We start from the raw sequence: 15,064 nt of genomic DNA, 5'->3' as shown, positions 1-15,064 counted from the left end.
CCGGGTGCCGCGGCGGCCGGCGCGGACGCCGCCGCCGCGGAAAGGCAGGAGCCCCGTCGCCTTGCGGCGCGGGGCTCCTTGGGTACTGCTCTCAGAGACTTGCGTCAGGGTGTGGTGCGATCAGACGGGGGTGACGTTCTCCGCCTGCGGGCCCTTCGGGCCCTGGGTCACGTCGAAGGAGACCTGCTGGTTCTCCTCGAGCGAACGGAAACCCTGCGCGTTGATCGCGGAGTAGTGGACGAAGACGTCGGGGCCGCCGCCCTCCTGGGCGATGAAGCCAAAGCCCTTTTCGGCGTTGAACCACTTCACGGTTCCGGTAGCCATAAGCCCTCCTTGGGCCCAAAGGGTTGCCCTGCTCCAGAACCCTGCAAGCGTGAAAGCTAGTGCCGCACAACTGCATACGTCTGAAAACGACGAGAGCCCGCGGTTACATGCTCCGCAGGCTCTGTACTGCAAGGGAAACCAAACTGCAACTTGCGGGCGAGCCTAGCACGCGGGCAGCCGAAAGCAACAGAGGTCAAGATCACGCCACCCGGACGTCTGAAGGTCCGGGAAAGGGGTTGACGTCCGCCGTCGCAGGGGGTGGACTCCGCAGGCTACCGGACGGGGTCTATCGTCGCGATGTGGACAATTCTCGCACCCGGCCGCGCGTCGGCCACATCCAGTTCCTGAACTGCCTGCCCCTGTACTGGGGGCTCGCGAGAACCGGCACCCTCCTCGACTTCGAGCTGACCAAGGACACCCCGGAGAAGCTCAGCGAGCAGCTGGTGCGGGGGGACCTGGACATCGGGCCCGTCACCCTCGTCGAGTTCCTGAGGAACGCCGACGACCTGGTCGCCTTCCCCGACATCGCCGTCGGCTGCGACGGTCCCGTCATGTCCTGCGTGATCGTCTCGCAGGTGCCGCTGGAGGAGCTGGACGGCGCCCGCGTCGCCCTCGGCTCGACGTCCCGCACCTCCGTGCGCCTGGCCCAGCTCCTGCTCTCCGACCGCTACGGCGTCCGGCCCGACTACTACACCTGCCCGCCCGACCTCAGCCTGATGATGCAGGAGGCCGAGGCGGCCGTCCTCATCGGCGACGCGGCGCTGCGGGCGAACCTGCTGGACGGCCCGAAGTACGGCCTCCAGGTGCACGACCTCGGCGCGCTCTGGAAGGAGTGGACCGGCCTGCCGTTCGTCTTCGCGGTGTGGGCCGCCCGCCGGGACTACCTGGAGCGCGAACCGGTCCTCACCCGCAAGGTCCACCAGGCCTTCCTCGCCTCCCGCAACCTCTCCCTGGAGGAGGTCACCAAGGTCGCCGAGCAGGCGGCCCGCTGGGAGGCCTTCGACGAGGAGGTGCTGGAGCGGTACTTCACCACGCTGGACTTCCGCTTCGGCCCCGCGCAGCTCGCGGCCGTCACCGAGTTCGCCCGCCGCGTCGGCCCGACCACGGGTTTCCCGGCCGACGTGCACGTGGAGCTGCTCCAGCCGTAGGGGCGGCGGGCCCCGGGCGCCGGCCGGACCGGGCCGGTCGGGGACGCCGTCCGGCGCGGGGCGGGTCACGGGCGGTTCGAAGAGACAGGGGGGTGGGGTTCCTTGACCGTCGTACCGATCGAGCAGATCGACCCGGTCGACGTCCTGCTGGTCGTCCTCGCCGTGGTGTGGGGCGCGGCGGCCGGAGCGGTGCTGCCGCGGGCGGCGTACCGGTTCTCGGTGGAACCGCGGGAGCCGGAAGAACACGAGGAGGGGGAAGGGAAGGGGGAGGAAGGGGAGACGGTGGGTGCCGTCGACCCCGGCTGGCGCCGGACCTGCCCCGGCGGCCACCCCCTGCGCGGCTGGCTCGGGCCCGCCCGCTGCCCGCGCTGCCCCGGCACGGACCCGCCGTACGGCACCGGCGCCCTCCGCCTCCCCCTCGTCACCGCGCTGCTCTGCGCCGGCCTGGCGCTCGCCACCGGCATCCGGCCCGAGCTGGCCGTGTGGCTGGCGCTGACGCCCGCCGGGGTGCTGCTCGCGGCCGTCGACCTGCGGGTGCGGCGGCTGCCCGACCCCCTCACCCTGCCGCTCGCGGCCGCCGCCCTCGCGCTGCTCGGCGTGGCCGCGCAGCTGCCCGAACACGCCGGTGACTGGACGACGGCCCTGCTGGGCTCCCTCGCGCTCGGCGCCGGCTACCTCGCGCTGCACCTGCTCAACCCCGGCGGCATGGCGTTCGGCGACGTGAAACTCGCCCTCGGCGCGGGTGCCGCCCTCGGCTGGTACGGCTGGGCCACGGTCATGCTGGGCACCTTCGCCGGGTTCCTGTCCGGCGCGCTGTACGGCGGGGCGCTCCTGCTCGCGGGCCGGGCCGGGCGCCGTACGGCGATCCCGTTCGGGCCGTTCCTGCTCGCCGGCGCCTACGCCGGAGTGCTGGCGGGGGCGTACGCGGCCTGAGGCGAGCCGGCCGGAGGCGCTGGCGTAGGCTGGCCGGGTCCGTCCACAACCCTTGACGAAAGGGACGCTCCCGGTGACCGAGAAGGCCGACCTCACGTCTGTTGATGTCACAGTCGTCCTCGACCGTGCCGCCGAGGGCGGGCGGATCACCCCCGAGGAGGCGCTCGCCCTCTACCGCGACGCGCCCCTGCACGCGCTGGGCGCCGCCGCCGACGCCGTGCGCCGCCGTCAGTACGCCGGCATCGAGCACATCGCGACGTACATCATCGAGCGGAACATCAACTACACGAACGTGTGCGTCACGGCGTGCAAGTTCTGCGCCTTCTACGCGGCGCCCAAGGACACGGCCAAGGGCTGGACGCGCGACCTGGACGACATCCTGCGCCGGTGCGCGGAGACCGTCGAACTCGGCGGCACCCAGATCATGTTCCAGGGCGGGCACCACCCGGACTACGGCGTGGAGTACTACGAGGAGCACTTCTCCGCCATCAAGAAGGCCTTCCCGCAGCTCGTCATCCACAGCCTGGGGGCGAGCGAGGTCGAGCACATGGCGCGGATCTCGAAGGTGTCCGTCGAGGAGGCGATCCGGCGCATCCACGCCGCCGGGCTCGACTCCTTCGCCGGAGCCGGCGCCGAACTGCTCCCCGCCCGCCCGCGCAAGGCGATCGCCCCGCTGAAGGAGTCCGGCGAGCGCTGGCTGGAGATCATGGAGATCGCGCACGGCCTCGGCGTGGAGTCCACGTCGACCATGCTGATGGGCACCGGCGAGACCAACGCCGAGCGCATCGAGCACCTGCGGATGATCCGTGACGTCCAGGACCGGACGGGCGGCTTCCGGGCCTTCATCCCGTACACCTACCAGCCCGAGAACAACCACCTCAAGGGCCGCACCCAGGCGACCCTCTTCGAGTACCTGCGGATGATCGCGATCGCCCGCCTCTTCCTCGACAACGTCCGCCACATCCAGGGCTCCTGGCTGACCACGGGCAAGGAGGTCGGCCAGCTGTCGCTGCACTACGGCGCGGACGACCTCGGCTCCATCATGCTGGAGGAGAACGTCGTTTCCTCCGCCGGCGCCAGGCACCGCTCCAACCGCCTGGAGATCATCGACCTGATCCGCAAGGCGGGCCGCGTCCCGGCGCAGCGCGCGACGACGTACGAGCACCTCGTGGTGCACGAGGACCCGGCGGACGACCCCGTCGACGAGCGGGTCGTCTCCCACATCTCGTCCACCGCGATCGAGGGCGGCACCGCGCACCCCGAGCTGAAGCTGCTGGCCTCCAACTGACCGGCCCGTGCTGACGATCCACACCGCCGACCTGCTGGTGTCCGGCGCCCCCGGGCGGTCCTCCCTGCCCGGCGGCGCGGTCCTGGCCGACGGCCGGGAGGTCGCGGCCGTCGGCCCGTACGAGGAGCTGGCGGCCGCGTGGCCGACCGCGCGCGTACGGCGCTGGCCCGGGCTCCTGACCCCCGGACTGCTGAACCCGTACGGGCCCGAACTGCTGGAGCGGGCCTACCATCCGGATCCGCGGGAGGCCGGCGAACTCGGCACCGAACCGCTCACGGGCGCCGCCCTGGCGGCCCTGCCGATGACCGACGCCCGCTGGGGCGCGAGCGCGCGGCGGGGTGTGCGGCGGCTGCTGGCGCACGGGACCGTGGCGGTCGCCGGAGAGCTGCGGCGGCCCGCCGTGGTGGACGCCGTGCGCCGGGCGGGGCTGAGCGTCGAGGAGCGGTCCGAGGACCCCGCGGGCCCGCCGCGTCTCGACCCGCTGGCCGGGCGGAGCCTGGCGGAGGCCGTCCTGACGCCCCTGCTCCCGCGCGCCGGCCGGCCCGCCACCTTCACGGTCTTCGACGTCCCCGACGAGGCGGCCCTGAGGGCCGAGGGCGCCGCCCGCTGTGTGGCCACGGTGGTCGAGGGCAGGTTGCTGTACCGGTCCAGGTGAGCTTTTCCCCAGGGGCGCGGGGGACCGCGCGGCCGGCCGCGAAGCACCCGCGCCCGGCACCCGCAGGACACCCCGGCCCCTACCCCGAGAACGCCTCCGCGAAGGCACCCGGCTCCTGCTCCACCCCGCTGCAGTCGGTTAGCGCGTCGTCCGCGTCGGTGCCCTCCTCGCACCGCCGGTCCCGGAACGCCGACCACATCGACACCCAGGAGACGCCCTTCTCCTCGGCGAACGCCCGCACCCGCGCCGCGTCCGCGAGCGTGAACGTCTCGCCCGCGACGTCGTTGACGCCGATCATCGAGGTGAGCGCCATGCCCTTCCAGGCGGCGGCGTCCGTCGTGCCGAAGACCTCCTTGAGCTGGGCGTGCGCGGCGGTGGCCGCGGTGACGGCGTACCCGCCCATGTCCCCGGCGTACGACTCCCCGTAGTTCATCGTCATCAGGTTGACGGCCGACACCTGGACGTCGTACGTGTTCGCCGAGGTCAGCAGCGCGAGGCCGTCGGAGTCCAGGCCCGACGGCATCACCGGGAGGGTGAACGAGACCTCCAGGTCCGGGCGTTCCTCCTGGAGCGCGGCTATCGCCCGGGAGCGCAGGGCGACCGAGCCGGCGTCGGCCAGCTCCTCGCCCTCGATGTCGAAGTCGGCCCGGGTGGAACCGGCCGCGTCGAGCGCCGCGCCGTAGGCCTCGGCCAGCTCCGCCACGCTGCCGCAGACGGCCGCCAGTTCCCTGCCGGACGCGCCGCCGAAGGAGACCCGCACCGGGGCGCCCGTCGCGGTGAGCGCGGAGACGCGCGCGGCCACGGTCGCGTCGTCGACCGCGCGGGTGCCGTTCCACTCCGGGGTGCAGCCGCTGCCGTCGGAGATGACGAAGGCCAGGTTGTACGCCGAGGGGGAGCCCGCGGTGTCGTCGGCGGAGGCCTCCGCGGCGTTGACGTAGGGGGCGTACGACGTGCCGGACGTGGTGCCGGAACCGGTACCGGTGCTGGGACCGGTACCGGTGCCGGTGCTCTGCCGTGGTGTCGCGGGTGCCGCGTCCGACGTGCCGCCGGACCCCGCGGAGCATCCCGCCGCGGCCACGGCGAACAGGCAGGTGAGCCCGGCCGCCGGCCTCAGGAAACTCCTCATTGCGCATGCACCCGCTCTCGTGATTTCCGTCTCGGGACGGAGGCGAAGACCGTTCCCGAACTCGAAATGTCTCACATGCGGGCCGCCCGCGCCGAAGCGGCGAACGCGCGGCAATTTCATGGACAAACGTGGTCGAAAGGGGGAAGTTTTACGACCAAAAGGGGCGATCTGTCCGGTCCTTCCGCGGGTCGGCCGCGCGGACGTTCGCCCCTTCTCTCAGGCAAAGGACAGGTTCGGCCGTTCCTCACGGCCCCTTCACAAGAAGACCGGAGTTCAGGGCACATAAAGCCTCCCTAACATCCGGGGAATGCATTCCGAGCCTGCCGTCGAAAGCCGTGCCGCCGCTCGCGGTCGCCGTCGCGAACGCGACGACGACTCCGCCGCCGAGGGCCCCGTGTTCGTTGACCACTCCGGACGCCGGTCCAGACTGCTGCGCCGGATCGGCCTCCTCATGGGCGCCGGCTGCCTCGTCTACGCGGCCGTCCTCGGCGCCGCCTTCATGGGCTGGGGCACCTCGCTCGCCCCGTCCTCGCTGCTGCCGTTCGGCGGCACCGCCCAGGAGGGCCGGGGTCCCGGCGGGATGCGCCCGGACGGCGGCCTCGGCGACCGGATCGGCCTGCCGGGCGGCACCCCGCCCACCGGCGCCGCCTCCCCGTCCGTCCCCGCCTCTCCGTCCCCCTCCCTGTCCGCCTCCCCGTCCGTCCCCGCCTCCGCGGCCGCCAACTGACCGGAACACAGCCACCCCCATGACGACGACTCCCTCCCGCGGCCGGCGCCGCGCCCCCTCCCGCATCGAACGGGCGGCCGGCAAGGCCGCGGCCCTCCAGAAACCCCGCGTCATCCTGGCGGGGCTGCTGCTGCTCGCCCTCACCAGCGTGCTGCTGCTCGACGGCTACCTGCGTGCCGAGGTCGGCGGCGACCAGCGGGTCCGCACCGGGGCCGGCGCGAGCAAGGTGCCCGACGACATCCTCGGGGGCGGCCCGATCCTCACCTTCCGCGGCGGGCGGGCCACCACCGTCTCGGTCCCGGACAAGACGATCGTGCTCACCTTCGACGACGGCCCCGACCCCACCTGGACCCCCCAGGTCCTGGAGATCCTGGAGAAGTACGACGTGCCCGGGACCTTCTTCCTGGTCGGGTCGATGGTCGCGCGCCACCCGGGCATCGTGAAGGACATGGTCGAGCAGGGCGACGAGGTGGGCATCCACACCTTCACCCACGTCGACCTCTCCTACCAGAGCGACGCCCGCGTCGACCGCGAGATGGAGCAGACCCAGCTCGCGCTCGCGGGCGCGGCGGGCATCACCACCACGCTGTTCCGCGCGCCGTACTCGTCCAGGACGGACGCCGTCGACGACTACAGCTGGCCGGTCTACCAGCGGCTCGGCGAGGACGGCTACACCAGCGTCTTCGTCGACACCGACAGCGACGACTGGAAGAGGCCGGGCGTCTCCAAGATCATCGAGTGGGCCACGCCCGAGGACGGCGAGGGGGCGTCGGTCCTCTTCCACGACGCGGGCGGCGAGCGCTCCCAGACGATCGCCGCGCTGCCGGCGTACATCAAGAAGATGAAGGCGGCCGGCTACACCTTCACCACCATCAGCGGCGCGATGCGGGAGGAGAGCGCGGCGGCCCGTGAGGCTTCCGGACAGCAGCAGGCGGGTGCGGGCACGGGTGCCGGTACCGGGGACGAGGCTGCGGCCGGTGCGGCCGGGGGCGGGCTTCAGGCCGCCCACCGCGAGGCCACCGGTATGTCCCTGTACGAGGGCAAGGCGCTCGTCGCGGCGGTCGCCGTCGCCGAGTGGACGGTGCCGGTGCTCTCCGTCGGGCTGGCCGTCGTGGGCGTGGCCGTCATGGGCCGCTTCGGGATGATGCTGGTCCTCGCCCGCCGCCACCACCGCAAGCGCAACAGGCGCCGCTTCAGCTGGGGGCCGGCCGTCACCCGGCCGGTCAGCGTGATCGTCCCGGCGTACAACGAGAAGGAGTGCATCGCCAACACCCTGGAGTCGCTGGCGCGCAGCACCCACCCGATCGAGATCGTCGTGGTGGACGACGGGTCGACGGACGGCACGTCCGAGATCTCCCGCGAGGCGGCGAAGGCCCTGGGCATGACCAACGTCCGCGTCATCCGCCAGGAGAACGCGGGCAAGCCGGCCGCCCTCAACAACGGCGTCCGCAACGCCGGTTGCGACGTCGTCGTGATGATGGACGGCGACACCGTCTTCGAGCCCGACACCGTGCGCCACCTGGTCCAGCCGTTCGCCGACCCGAAGGTCGGCGCGGTCGCCGGCAACGCCAAGGTCGGCAACCGCGACACGGTCATCGGCGCCTGGCAGCACATCGAGTACGTCATGGGCTTCAACCTCGACCGCCGCATGTACGACCTGCTGCGCTGCATGCCGACCATCCCCGGCGCGATCGGCGCCTTCCGCCGGGACGCCGTCCTGGAGGTCGGCGGCATGAGCGAGGACACCCTCGCCGAGGACACCGACATCACCATCGCCCTGCACCGCGCCGGCTGGGACGTCGTCTACCAGGAGCACGCCCGTGCCTGGACCGAGGCCCCCGGCTCCCTCAAACAGCTGTGGTCCCAGCGCTACCGCTGGTCCTACGGCACCATGCAGGCCCTGTGGAAGCACCGCGGGTCCCTCACGGACAAGGGGCCCTCGGGGCGCTTCGGGCGCGTCGGCATGCCGCTGGTCGTCCTCTTCCAGATCGTCACGCCGGTCTTCGCACCGCTGATCGACGTGTTCACCGCCTACTCGATGATCTTCATCGACTTCCGGGCGGCCCTGCTGGCCTGGCTCGCGGTCCTGGGCGTGCAGCTCGTCTGCGCCGCGTACGCCTTCCGCCTCGACCGCGAGAAGTACCGCTACCTGCTGATGATGCCGCTCCAGCAGCTCGCCTACCGCCAGATGATGTACCTCGTCCTCATCCACTCCTGCGTCACCGCCCTCACCGGCGGCCGCCTGCGCTGGCAGAAGCTCAAGAGGACCGGCGAGGTCGGGACCCCGGCCGGGGTGAGCTGAGTGGGCGCGCACAGCAGGGGCCCGGCCCGCGGCCCGGCCCGGCGGACCGCCGTCACGGACACCCCGTCCGGGCCCGCTCCCGGTCCGGGCTCCGGCCTCGATTCCGGCTCCGGCCTCGATTCCGGTCCCGGCTTCGGCCCCGCCCTCGGCCCCCGCCCCGGCTCTGCCCCCGGTCCCGGTCCCGGTTCCGGTTCCGTCAGGGACACGGCTCCCCTGCCAGCGGTGGGGGAGCGCCCGGCGGGCCCGCCGGACGCGGGACCGCCGGACGCGCCGCCGGTGGCGGGGCCGCGGGCGCCCGGCCGTGACCGCTACTTCGACAGCCTCCGGGCCCTCGCCCTCGTCCGGGTCGTGGCCTACCACACCTTCGGCTGGGCCTGGGCGGGGCTGGTCTTCCCCTCCATGGGCGTCATGTTCGGCCTGGCCGGCACCCTGATGGCGAAGTCCCTGGAACGCCCGGCGCTCACCGTGGTGCGCGGCCGCCTCCGCAGACTCCTGCCGCCCTTCTGGTTCTGGGGCGCCTTCGTGGTCGCGGCGATGCTCGTCCACGGCTGGATACCGGACGGACAGATCGTCCACTGGATCGTGCCGCTGGGCGATCCGCCGGGCGACGCCTGGGGCGAGCAGGCCTGGGAGATCGTCTGGTATCTGCGCACCTACCTGTGGTTCGTCCTGCTCTCCCCGCTCCTGCTCCGGCTGTTCCGCCTCGCCCCGGTACCCGTCCTGGCCGCGTCCCTCACCCCGGTCCTGGTGCTGACCTTCGCCTGGGCCGGCCCGGACGGCCGCGTCGGCACCGCCCTGTGGGACCTGTCGACGTACCTCTCCTGCTGGCTGCTCGGCTTCGCCCACCGCGACGGCGTGCTCCGGCGCGCGAAGCCGGCCCCGGTGGTCGCCCTCTCCCTGGCGGCCATGGCGTACGGCGGCTGGTGCGCCTTCTCGCGGCAGGACGGGTACGGCACCTACGACCTGGACGAGAACCCCCTCGCGCAGGCCTTCTGGTCGGCCGGCTTCGTGCTGCTGCTGATGTGGGCGAAGGCGTACTTCCGGATCGACTTCGCCGGGCTGGCCCGGATGAGGCGCCTGAACCGGCTGGTCTCCGTCTTCAACGCGCGCGCGGTGACGATCTACCTCTGGCACGAGATCGCCCTGGTGCTGGCGGTCCCGCTGATCGACCGGTTCTGGGACGTGCCCGCCTTCGAGGCGTACCTGCCGCTGGAGAGCCAGTGGTTCCTGTTCGCCGTCGGCTGGCTGCTGATCGTGGTGTTCGTGCTGCTGTGCGGCTGGGTCGAGGACCTGGCCGCCCGGAAGAAGCCGAGGCTGCTGCCGTGAGGGCCGGACCCCTGCTGCCACAATGGGCGGGTGACCCGTGCTTCCCTGAACAAGCAGCCCCACGAAGTCGCCTCGATGTTCGACCGCGTGGCGGAACGGTACGACCTCACCAACGACGTCCTCTCGCTCGGCCAGGACCGCAGATGGCGCAAGGAGGTCGCGCGCGCCGTCGACGCCCGCCCCGCGCAGAAGGTCCTCGACCTGGCGGCGGGCACGGCCACCTCCTCGCTGCCCTTCGCCAGGACCGGCGCCTACGTCGTCCCCTGCGACTTCTCCCTCGGCATGCTCCAGGTGGGCAAGCAGAAGCACCCCTGGCTGCCGCTCACCGCGGGCGACGCGACGAGGCTGCCGTTCAAGGACGGCACCTTCGACGCCGTCACCATCTCCTTCGGGCTGCGCAACGTGCAGGACTTCGACGCGGCCCTGCGGGAGATGCACCGGGTGACGCGGCCCGGCGGACGGGTCGTGATCTGCGAGTTCTCGCACCCGACCTGGGCGCCCTTCCGCCAGGTCTACACCGAGTACCTGATGCGCGCCCTGCCCCCGGTCGCCCGCGCGGTGTCCTCGAACCCCGACGCGTACGTCTACCTCGCCGAGTCCATCCGCGCCTGGCCCGACCAGCCCGCCCTCGCCGAGCACCTGCGCAAGGCCGGCTGGTCGAAGGTCGCCTGGCGCAACCTCACCGGCGGGGTGGTCACCCTGCACCGGGGCTTCAAGGAGGACTGACCGGCGGACCGGCCGGGGGACCCGTCGGCGGACCGGCCGGGGGACCCGTCGGCGGACCGGCCGGGGGACCTGCCGGCCGGCGGCCGCCGGACCGGCCCTCAGCCCGTGATCGTCGCGAAGGGATCTTCCGCCGGGGCCAGTTCGCGCCGCATCCCGCCGCCGCCCGGCGCCGGCAGCCGTGGTTCGCGGACGCCCGCGCCGCCACCGCCCTCTCCCTCCGCGAAGTCGAACCACACGGTGACGACCGCCCCGCGCGGCACCTCCGTACCGGGAGGCGGGTACTGCCGTACGACGTGGTCGACGACGGTCCGCTGGAAATCGGGCCGGTCGGGCGCGGTCAGCAGCACGCCGTGCGCGGTGGCCGCCTCGCGCGCGTCCACGGCCATCAGCCCGACGAGCCGCGGCACGCGCACTTCGGTTGTCTTGGGATGTACGAGCACGGATGTCACCCCCTGCGGTACGGAAAGGGTAACCACGTGGAGGGGCCTTCCGGAAGCTTCCGATGCCTTACCGTGACGATTGGCTACTCATGGTCACTGAAAGGGAGTTGGATCCTCCGCTACAGGTCCAGCCGGTAGCAGTGCGCCTCCCGCTCCGTCCCGGGGACGGTGAACACGTCGGCGAGCCGCATGCCGAGCCGCCGGATCACGGCGACGGACCGGGCGTTGTCGGCGAGGACCATGGCGACCACCTCCGGCACCCCCGCGTCCCGCACCCGTTCCAGCGTCATCCGCGCCGCCGCCGTGGCGTACCCCCGGCCCCAGTGCTCGCGGCCGAGCCGCCAGCCGATCTCGATCTCCCCCGTCGGGCCCCACTCCCGGTCCCAGGGCTGGGCGCCGGTGAAGCCGACGACCCGCCCCGAGCCGTCGAGCGCCGTCCACAGGCAGAACCCGCGCTCGGCGTCGTGCCGGCGCTGGCGGGCGGTGAGTTCCTCGTAGACCGAGAGCCCCGCGGAACGGCCGCCGTGGAACTCCATGACCTCCGGGTGGTCGAAGACCCGGTGCCACGCCACCGCGTCCTCGTCCGTGGGGACGCGCAGCCGTACTACGGGCGGAACTCGGTTCACGGGGCAGCCCTTCAGCAGGTTGATCGATTCTCCTGAATAGACTGCCCGTGTCCAGTGCCGGTCGGCACGCGATTCCGAACCTTGGGGAGAACCCGCCGTGACCGAGCCCCTCTCCGAAAACACCGCCGATGTGATCGTGGTCGGCGCGGGGCCGGCCGGCTCCACGACCGCGTACCACCTCGCCAAGGCCGGCCTCGACGTACTCCTGCTGGAGAAGACCGAGTTCCCGCGCGAGAAGGTCTGCGGCGACGGCCTCACCCCGCGCGCCGTCAAGCAGCTCGTCGCCATGGGGATCGACGTCTCCGAGGAGGCCGGCTGGCTGCGCAACAAGGGTCTGCGCATCATCGGCGGCGGCGTCCGCCTCCAGCTGGACTGGCCGGATCTCGCCTCCTTCCCGGACTACGGCCTCGTCCGCAAGCGCGACGACTTCGACGAGCAGCTCGCCCGCCAGGCCCAGAAGGCGGGCGCCCGCCTCCACGAGCGCTGCAACGTCGGCGCCCCCGTCGTCGACGACCGCACCGGCCGGATCACCGGCGTGCACGCCAAGCTCGGCGAGGAGAAGCGCGAGGTCACCTTCCGGGCCCCGCTCGTCGTCGCCGCCGACGGCAACTCCACCCGCCTCTCCCTGGCGATGGGTCTGCACCGCCGCGAGGACCGCCCCATGGGCGTCGCGGTGCGCACCTACTTCACCAGCCCCCGCCACGAGGACGACTACCTCGAGTCCTGGCTCGAACTCTGGGACCGGCGCGGACCGGGCGAGGACCGCCTGCTGCCGGGCTACGGCTGGATCTTCGGCATGGGCGACGGCACCTCCAACGTGGGCCTGGGCGTCCTCAACACCTCCGACTCCTTCAAGGAGCTGGACTGGCGCGAGGTCCTCAAGGCCTGGTGCGCCTCCATGCCCGAGGACTGGGGCTACACGCCGGACAACATGACCGGCCCCATCCGCGGGGCCGCGCTGCCGATGGCCTTCAACCGCCAGCCGCACTACACGCGGGGACTGCTGCTCGTCGGCGACGCCGGCGGCCTGGTGAACCCCTTCAACGGCGAGGGCATCGCCTACGCCATGGAGTCCGGCCAGATCGCGGCCGACGTCATCGTCCAGGCCCACGCCCGCTCCACCCCCGCGGGCCGCGAACTCGCCCTCCAGCGCTACCCCCGCGTCCTCAAGGACACCTACGGCGGCTACTACACGCTGGGCCGCGCCTTCGTGAAGCTCATCGGCAACCCCAAGGTCATGAAGATCGCGACCCAGCGCGGCCTGACCCACCCGCTGCTGATGAAGTTCACCCTCAAGATGCTCGCCAACCTCACCGACCCCACCGGCGGCGACGCGATGGACCGCATCATCAACGGTCTGAGCAAGGTGGCGCCCAAGGCCTGACCGGACGCGCGGGGCGTGCGGTCGCCCGGCCGCACGCCCCGCGGCCGCGGCCGGGCCTTCCCGCGCCGCCTCCCGGAAAGCCCGAAGGGCCGCAGCCCCCGAGCGGCTGCGGCCCTTGCGGTGGATCCGTGCGTTGCGGACCCGTGCGTCTCAGAGCACCCGCACCGCGCCCGACGCCGGGTAGCCGGAGAGGTCCTGGATCACCACGCCCTTGGAGGGGTTGGCCGCGTCGAGGTACTGGCCGCCCCCGATGTAGACGCCCACGTGGTACGCGGAGCCCTTCCCGCCCCAGTACAGGATGTCGCCCACCTGGAGATCGGACAGCGACACGTCCGTGCCGGCCATCGACTGGTCCTGCGAGACCCGCGGGAGGTCCACGCCGACCTGACGGAACGCGGCCTGCACCAGGCTCGAACAGTCCCAGGCGTTGGGGCCGGTGGCGCCCATGACGTACGCGTCGCCCACCTGGGCTCTGAGGAAGGAGACGACCGTCGCGACGCTGCCGCTGGCCGGAGCGGAGGCGGTCGTCGAGGTGGTCGTCGCGGTGGCGAGGGCGGTCCGCTCCGAGGAACGGGACGCGGCGGCCTCGGCGGCCGCCTTGCGGGCCTCCTCGGCCTTCTTCTTCGCCTCGGCCTTCTTGGCGGCGGCGAGGTCCTTCGCGGCCTCCTTCGCGGCCGCCGCGGCTGCCGCGTCGCGCTCCGCCTCGAGCTGGTAGTTCGCGGCGGCCTGCTGCGTGGCGTTCGCGGACTGCGCGATCTGTGCGGCCACGTCGCCCGTCAGCACGGGCAGTTCGAGCGTCTGTGTCACCGGCTCGGCGGCGTTGGCCGATCCGGCCGCGGTGGCCACGGCCAGCGAGCCGAGTACACCACTGGCGACTCCGGCCCGCATCGCGATCGTCGACGCGCTGCGGCGGGGCTTCCGGTGGCTGCGTATGTGAGCGGTGTGGGACATGGGTACAAGCGGTATCAGGGGCTCCTCCATACCTTCAAGAAACGTGTGCTGCGCCACAATTGTTCAACGGGGGCCCCGAACACCTGCCGCAGCACTCTTTATTGACGCCGTAACGGACATTGCGGACGCAGGTGATCAAGCCTGTGATCATGGATTTTCGTCGTAACGTCCGGATTGCGCCGCACCTACCACTGGTGGGGATCATTGGCCAAGCCCGGTTCCTGGCGGCCTCCCGCGAGTGTGGCGGAGGTCACGGAACGATTAACGGAGGGCCCGCGTCCGACGCGAGCGGTGCGACCGGTTCCGCTCGTGAACGCGCGCACACGTCCACATCGGCCCCCGCGACTCCCCCCGACGTGTGAACGGCTCCTCTATCAAGGCGCCCCGCCCCGCGCCAATTTGCATGCACGGGAACCCTCTTGATATAGGCGCGACCTTCGTGACCTGCGACGACGAGCGTAAATGTCACTTCTTGTGATCACTCTGACGCTTCGCGTATGAAGATCACCGCTGATATGACTTCATGATCCTTCGTCAGGTGGTGGAGATCACAAAGCTTGTGCAATACCCCGTGTCGCAGATCACAGAGCCGCAGGCATAAGATGCGTGGCAGTTGGGCTTGTGACCTGCTTCACATGTTCGCGATCTTCGTCGGTGACGGTGGGGTTCGTGGGGCCGGTGAGGCGGATGCGAGCCCCGACATCGCCAGCAGTCAGTGCCGACTGAGAGGAGCGAGGAGCGGTGAACGCGTATGCGCCCATCCTCGTACTGGGAGCCCTCGGGGCAGGCTTTGCGATCTTCTCCGTGGTCATGGCCACGCTGATCGGGCCGAAGCGGTACAACCGCGCCAAGCTCGAGGCCTACGAGTGCGGTATCGAGCCGACCCCCACGCCGGCCGGCGGCGGGCGCTTCCCCATCAAGTACTACCTGACGGCGATGCTCTTCATCGTCTTCGACATCGAGATCGTCTTCCTCTACCCCTGGGCCGTCACCTTCGACGCCCTGGGGGTCTTCGGGCTCGTGGAGATGCTGCTCTTCGTGCTCACCGTCTTCGTCGCCTACGCCTACGTGTGGCGGCGCGGCGGCCTGGAATGGGACTGAGGGGCCT

15 protein-coding genes are annotated in these 15,064 nt (G+C 71.8%); 10 read left to right on the top strand and 5 right to left on the bottom strand.

Going from position 1 to position 15,064, the window contains the following annotated elements; genetic code table 11:
- Nucleotides 1-120 precede the first annotated feature (120 nt).
- Nucleotides 121-324 carry a cold-shock protein gene (locus ACF09K_RS28490; protein ID WP_003974443.1) on the bottom strand — a complete coding sequence of 68 codons (204 nt, stop codon included), beginning with the start codon at nucleotides 322-324 and terminating at the stop codon, nucleotides 121-123.
- A 299-nt stretch (nucleotides 325-623) separates the two neighbouring features.
- On the opposite strand from ACF09K_RS28490, the gene ACF09K_RS28485 reads away from it, so the two are divergent.
- The 4 genes from ACF09K_RS28485 (at nucleotide 624) to ACF09K_RS28470 (ending at nucleotide 4,348) form a co-directional block, all read left to right on the top strand.
- Nucleotides 624-1,472, top strand: a complete 849-nt coding sequence (locus ACF09K_RS28485) for a menaquinone biosynthetic enzyme MqnA/MqnD family protein (protein ID WP_392248007.1) — start codon at nucleotides 624-626, stop codon at nucleotides 1,470-1,472.
- A 102-nt stretch (nucleotides 1,473-1,574) separates the two neighbouring features.
- Entirely contained in the window at nucleotides 1,575-2,405 is an 831-nt protein-coding gene (locus ACF09K_RS28480) for a prepilin peptidase (RefSeq protein WP_392248006.1), read from the top strand.
- Between the two features lie 73 nt (nucleotides 2,406-2,478).
- A complete protein-coding gene (gene mqnC, locus ACF09K_RS28475) occupies nucleotides 2,479-3,693 on the top strand; it encodes a cyclic dehypoxanthinyl futalosine synthase (RefSeq protein ID WP_392248004.1) in 1,215 nt (404 codons plus the stop codon).
- A gap of 7 nt (nucleotides 3,694-3,700) precedes the next feature.
- A complete protein-coding gene (locus tag ACF09K_RS28470) occupies nucleotides 3,701-4,348 on the top strand; it encodes a hypothetical protein (RefSeq protein ID WP_392248002.1) in 648 nt (215 codons plus the stop codon).
- Between the two features lie 79 nt (nucleotides 4,349-4,427).
- On the opposite strand, the gene ACF09K_RS28465 is transcribed toward ACF09K_RS28470, so the two are convergent.
- Entirely contained in the window at nucleotides 4,428-5,474 is a 1,047-nt protein-coding gene (locus tag ACF09K_RS28465) for a chitinase (protein ID WP_392248000.1), read from the bottom strand.
- A gap of 307 nt (nucleotides 5,475-5,781) precedes the next feature.
- On the opposite strand from ACF09K_RS28465, the gene ACF09K_RS28460 reads away from it, so the two are divergent.
- The 4 genes from ACF09K_RS28460 (at nucleotide 5,782) to ACF09K_RS28445 (ending at nucleotide 10,555) form a co-directional block, all read left to right on the top strand.
- Nucleotides 5,782-6,201, top strand: a complete 420-nt coding sequence (locus ACF09K_RS28460) for a hypothetical protein (RefSeq protein ID WP_392247998.1) — start codon at nucleotides 5,782-5,784, stop codon at nucleotides 6,199-6,201.
- A 19-nt stretch (nucleotides 6,202-6,220) separates the two neighbouring features.
- Nucleotides 6,221-8,503: a bifunctional polysaccharide deacetylase/glycosyltransferase family 2 protein gene (locus ACF09K_RS28455; RefSeq protein ID WP_392247996.1), complete on the top strand. Its 2,283-nt coding sequence runs from the start codon at nucleotides 6,221-6,223 to the stop codon at nucleotides 8,501-8,503.
- A 222-nt stretch (nucleotides 8,504-8,725) separates the two neighbouring features.
- Complete coding sequence (locus ACF09K_RS28450) at nucleotides 8,726-9,829, top strand: acyltransferase (RefSeq protein WP_392247995.1); 1,104 nt, start codon at nucleotides 8,726-8,728, stop codon at nucleotides 9,827-9,829.
- Between the two features lie 30 nt (nucleotides 9,830-9,859).
- The gene (locus ACF09K_RS28445; protein WP_392247993.1) at nucleotides 9,860-10,555 is read left to right on the top strand and encodes a demethylmenaquinone methyltransferase; all 696 of its coding nucleotides are present in this window, start codon (nucleotides 9,860-9,862) and stop codon (nucleotides 10,553-10,555) included.
- 98 nt (nucleotides 10,556-10,653) lie between these two features.
- On the opposite strand, the gene ACF09K_RS28440 is transcribed toward ACF09K_RS28445, so the two are convergent.
- Both ACF09K_RS28440 and ACF09K_RS28435 read right to left on the bottom strand, forming a co-directional pair.
- Nucleotides 10,654-11,004 (bottom strand): PASTA domain-containing protein, encoded by a 351-nt coding sequence (locus ACF09K_RS28440; protein WP_392247991.1) that lies wholly within the window; start codon nucleotides 11,002-11,004, stop codon nucleotides 10,654-10,656.
- A 110-nt stretch (nucleotides 11,005-11,114) separates the two neighbouring features.
- Nucleotides 11,115-11,621 (bottom strand): GNAT family N-acetyltransferase, encoded by a 507-nt coding sequence (locus ACF09K_RS28435; protein ID WP_392247989.1) that lies wholly within the window; start codon nucleotides 11,619-11,621, stop codon nucleotides 11,115-11,117.
- Nucleotides 11,622-11,718: 97 nt separating this feature from the next.
- Between ACF09K_RS28435 and ACF09K_RS28430 the strand changes: the two genes are divergently transcribed.
- Complete coding sequence (locus ACF09K_RS28430; protein ID WP_392247987.1) at nucleotides 11,719-13,005, top strand: geranylgeranyl reductase family protein; 1,287 nt, start codon at nucleotides 11,719-11,721, stop codon at nucleotides 13,003-13,005.
- A 150-nt stretch (nucleotides 13,006-13,155) separates the two neighbouring features.
- On the opposite strand, the gene ACF09K_RS28425 is transcribed toward ACF09K_RS28430, so the two are convergent.
- Nucleotides 13,156-13,986 (bottom strand): C40 family peptidase, encoded by an 831-nt coding sequence (locus tag ACF09K_RS28425; protein WP_392247985.1) that lies wholly within the window; start codon nucleotides 13,984-13,986, stop codon nucleotides 13,156-13,158.
- Between the two features lie 711 nt (nucleotides 13,987-14,697).
- Here ACF09K_RS28425 and ACF09K_RS28420 point away from each other — a divergent pair.
- Complete coding sequence (locus tag ACF09K_RS28420) at nucleotides 14,698-15,057, top strand: NADH-quinone oxidoreductase subunit A (RefSeq protein WP_007383963.1); 360 nt, start codon at nucleotides 14,698-14,700, stop codon at nucleotides 15,055-15,057.
- Nucleotides 15,058-15,064: the final 7 nt, after the last annotated feature.

This window comes from Streptomyces sp. NPDC014882, assembly GCF_043081325.1.
Classification (GTDB): Bacteria; Actinomycetota; Actinomycetes; order Streptomycetales; family Streptomycetaceae; genus Streptomyces.
Note: the sequence above shows the minus strand (reverse complement) of the source record. Positions and strands in the feature narration are given on the sequence as shown.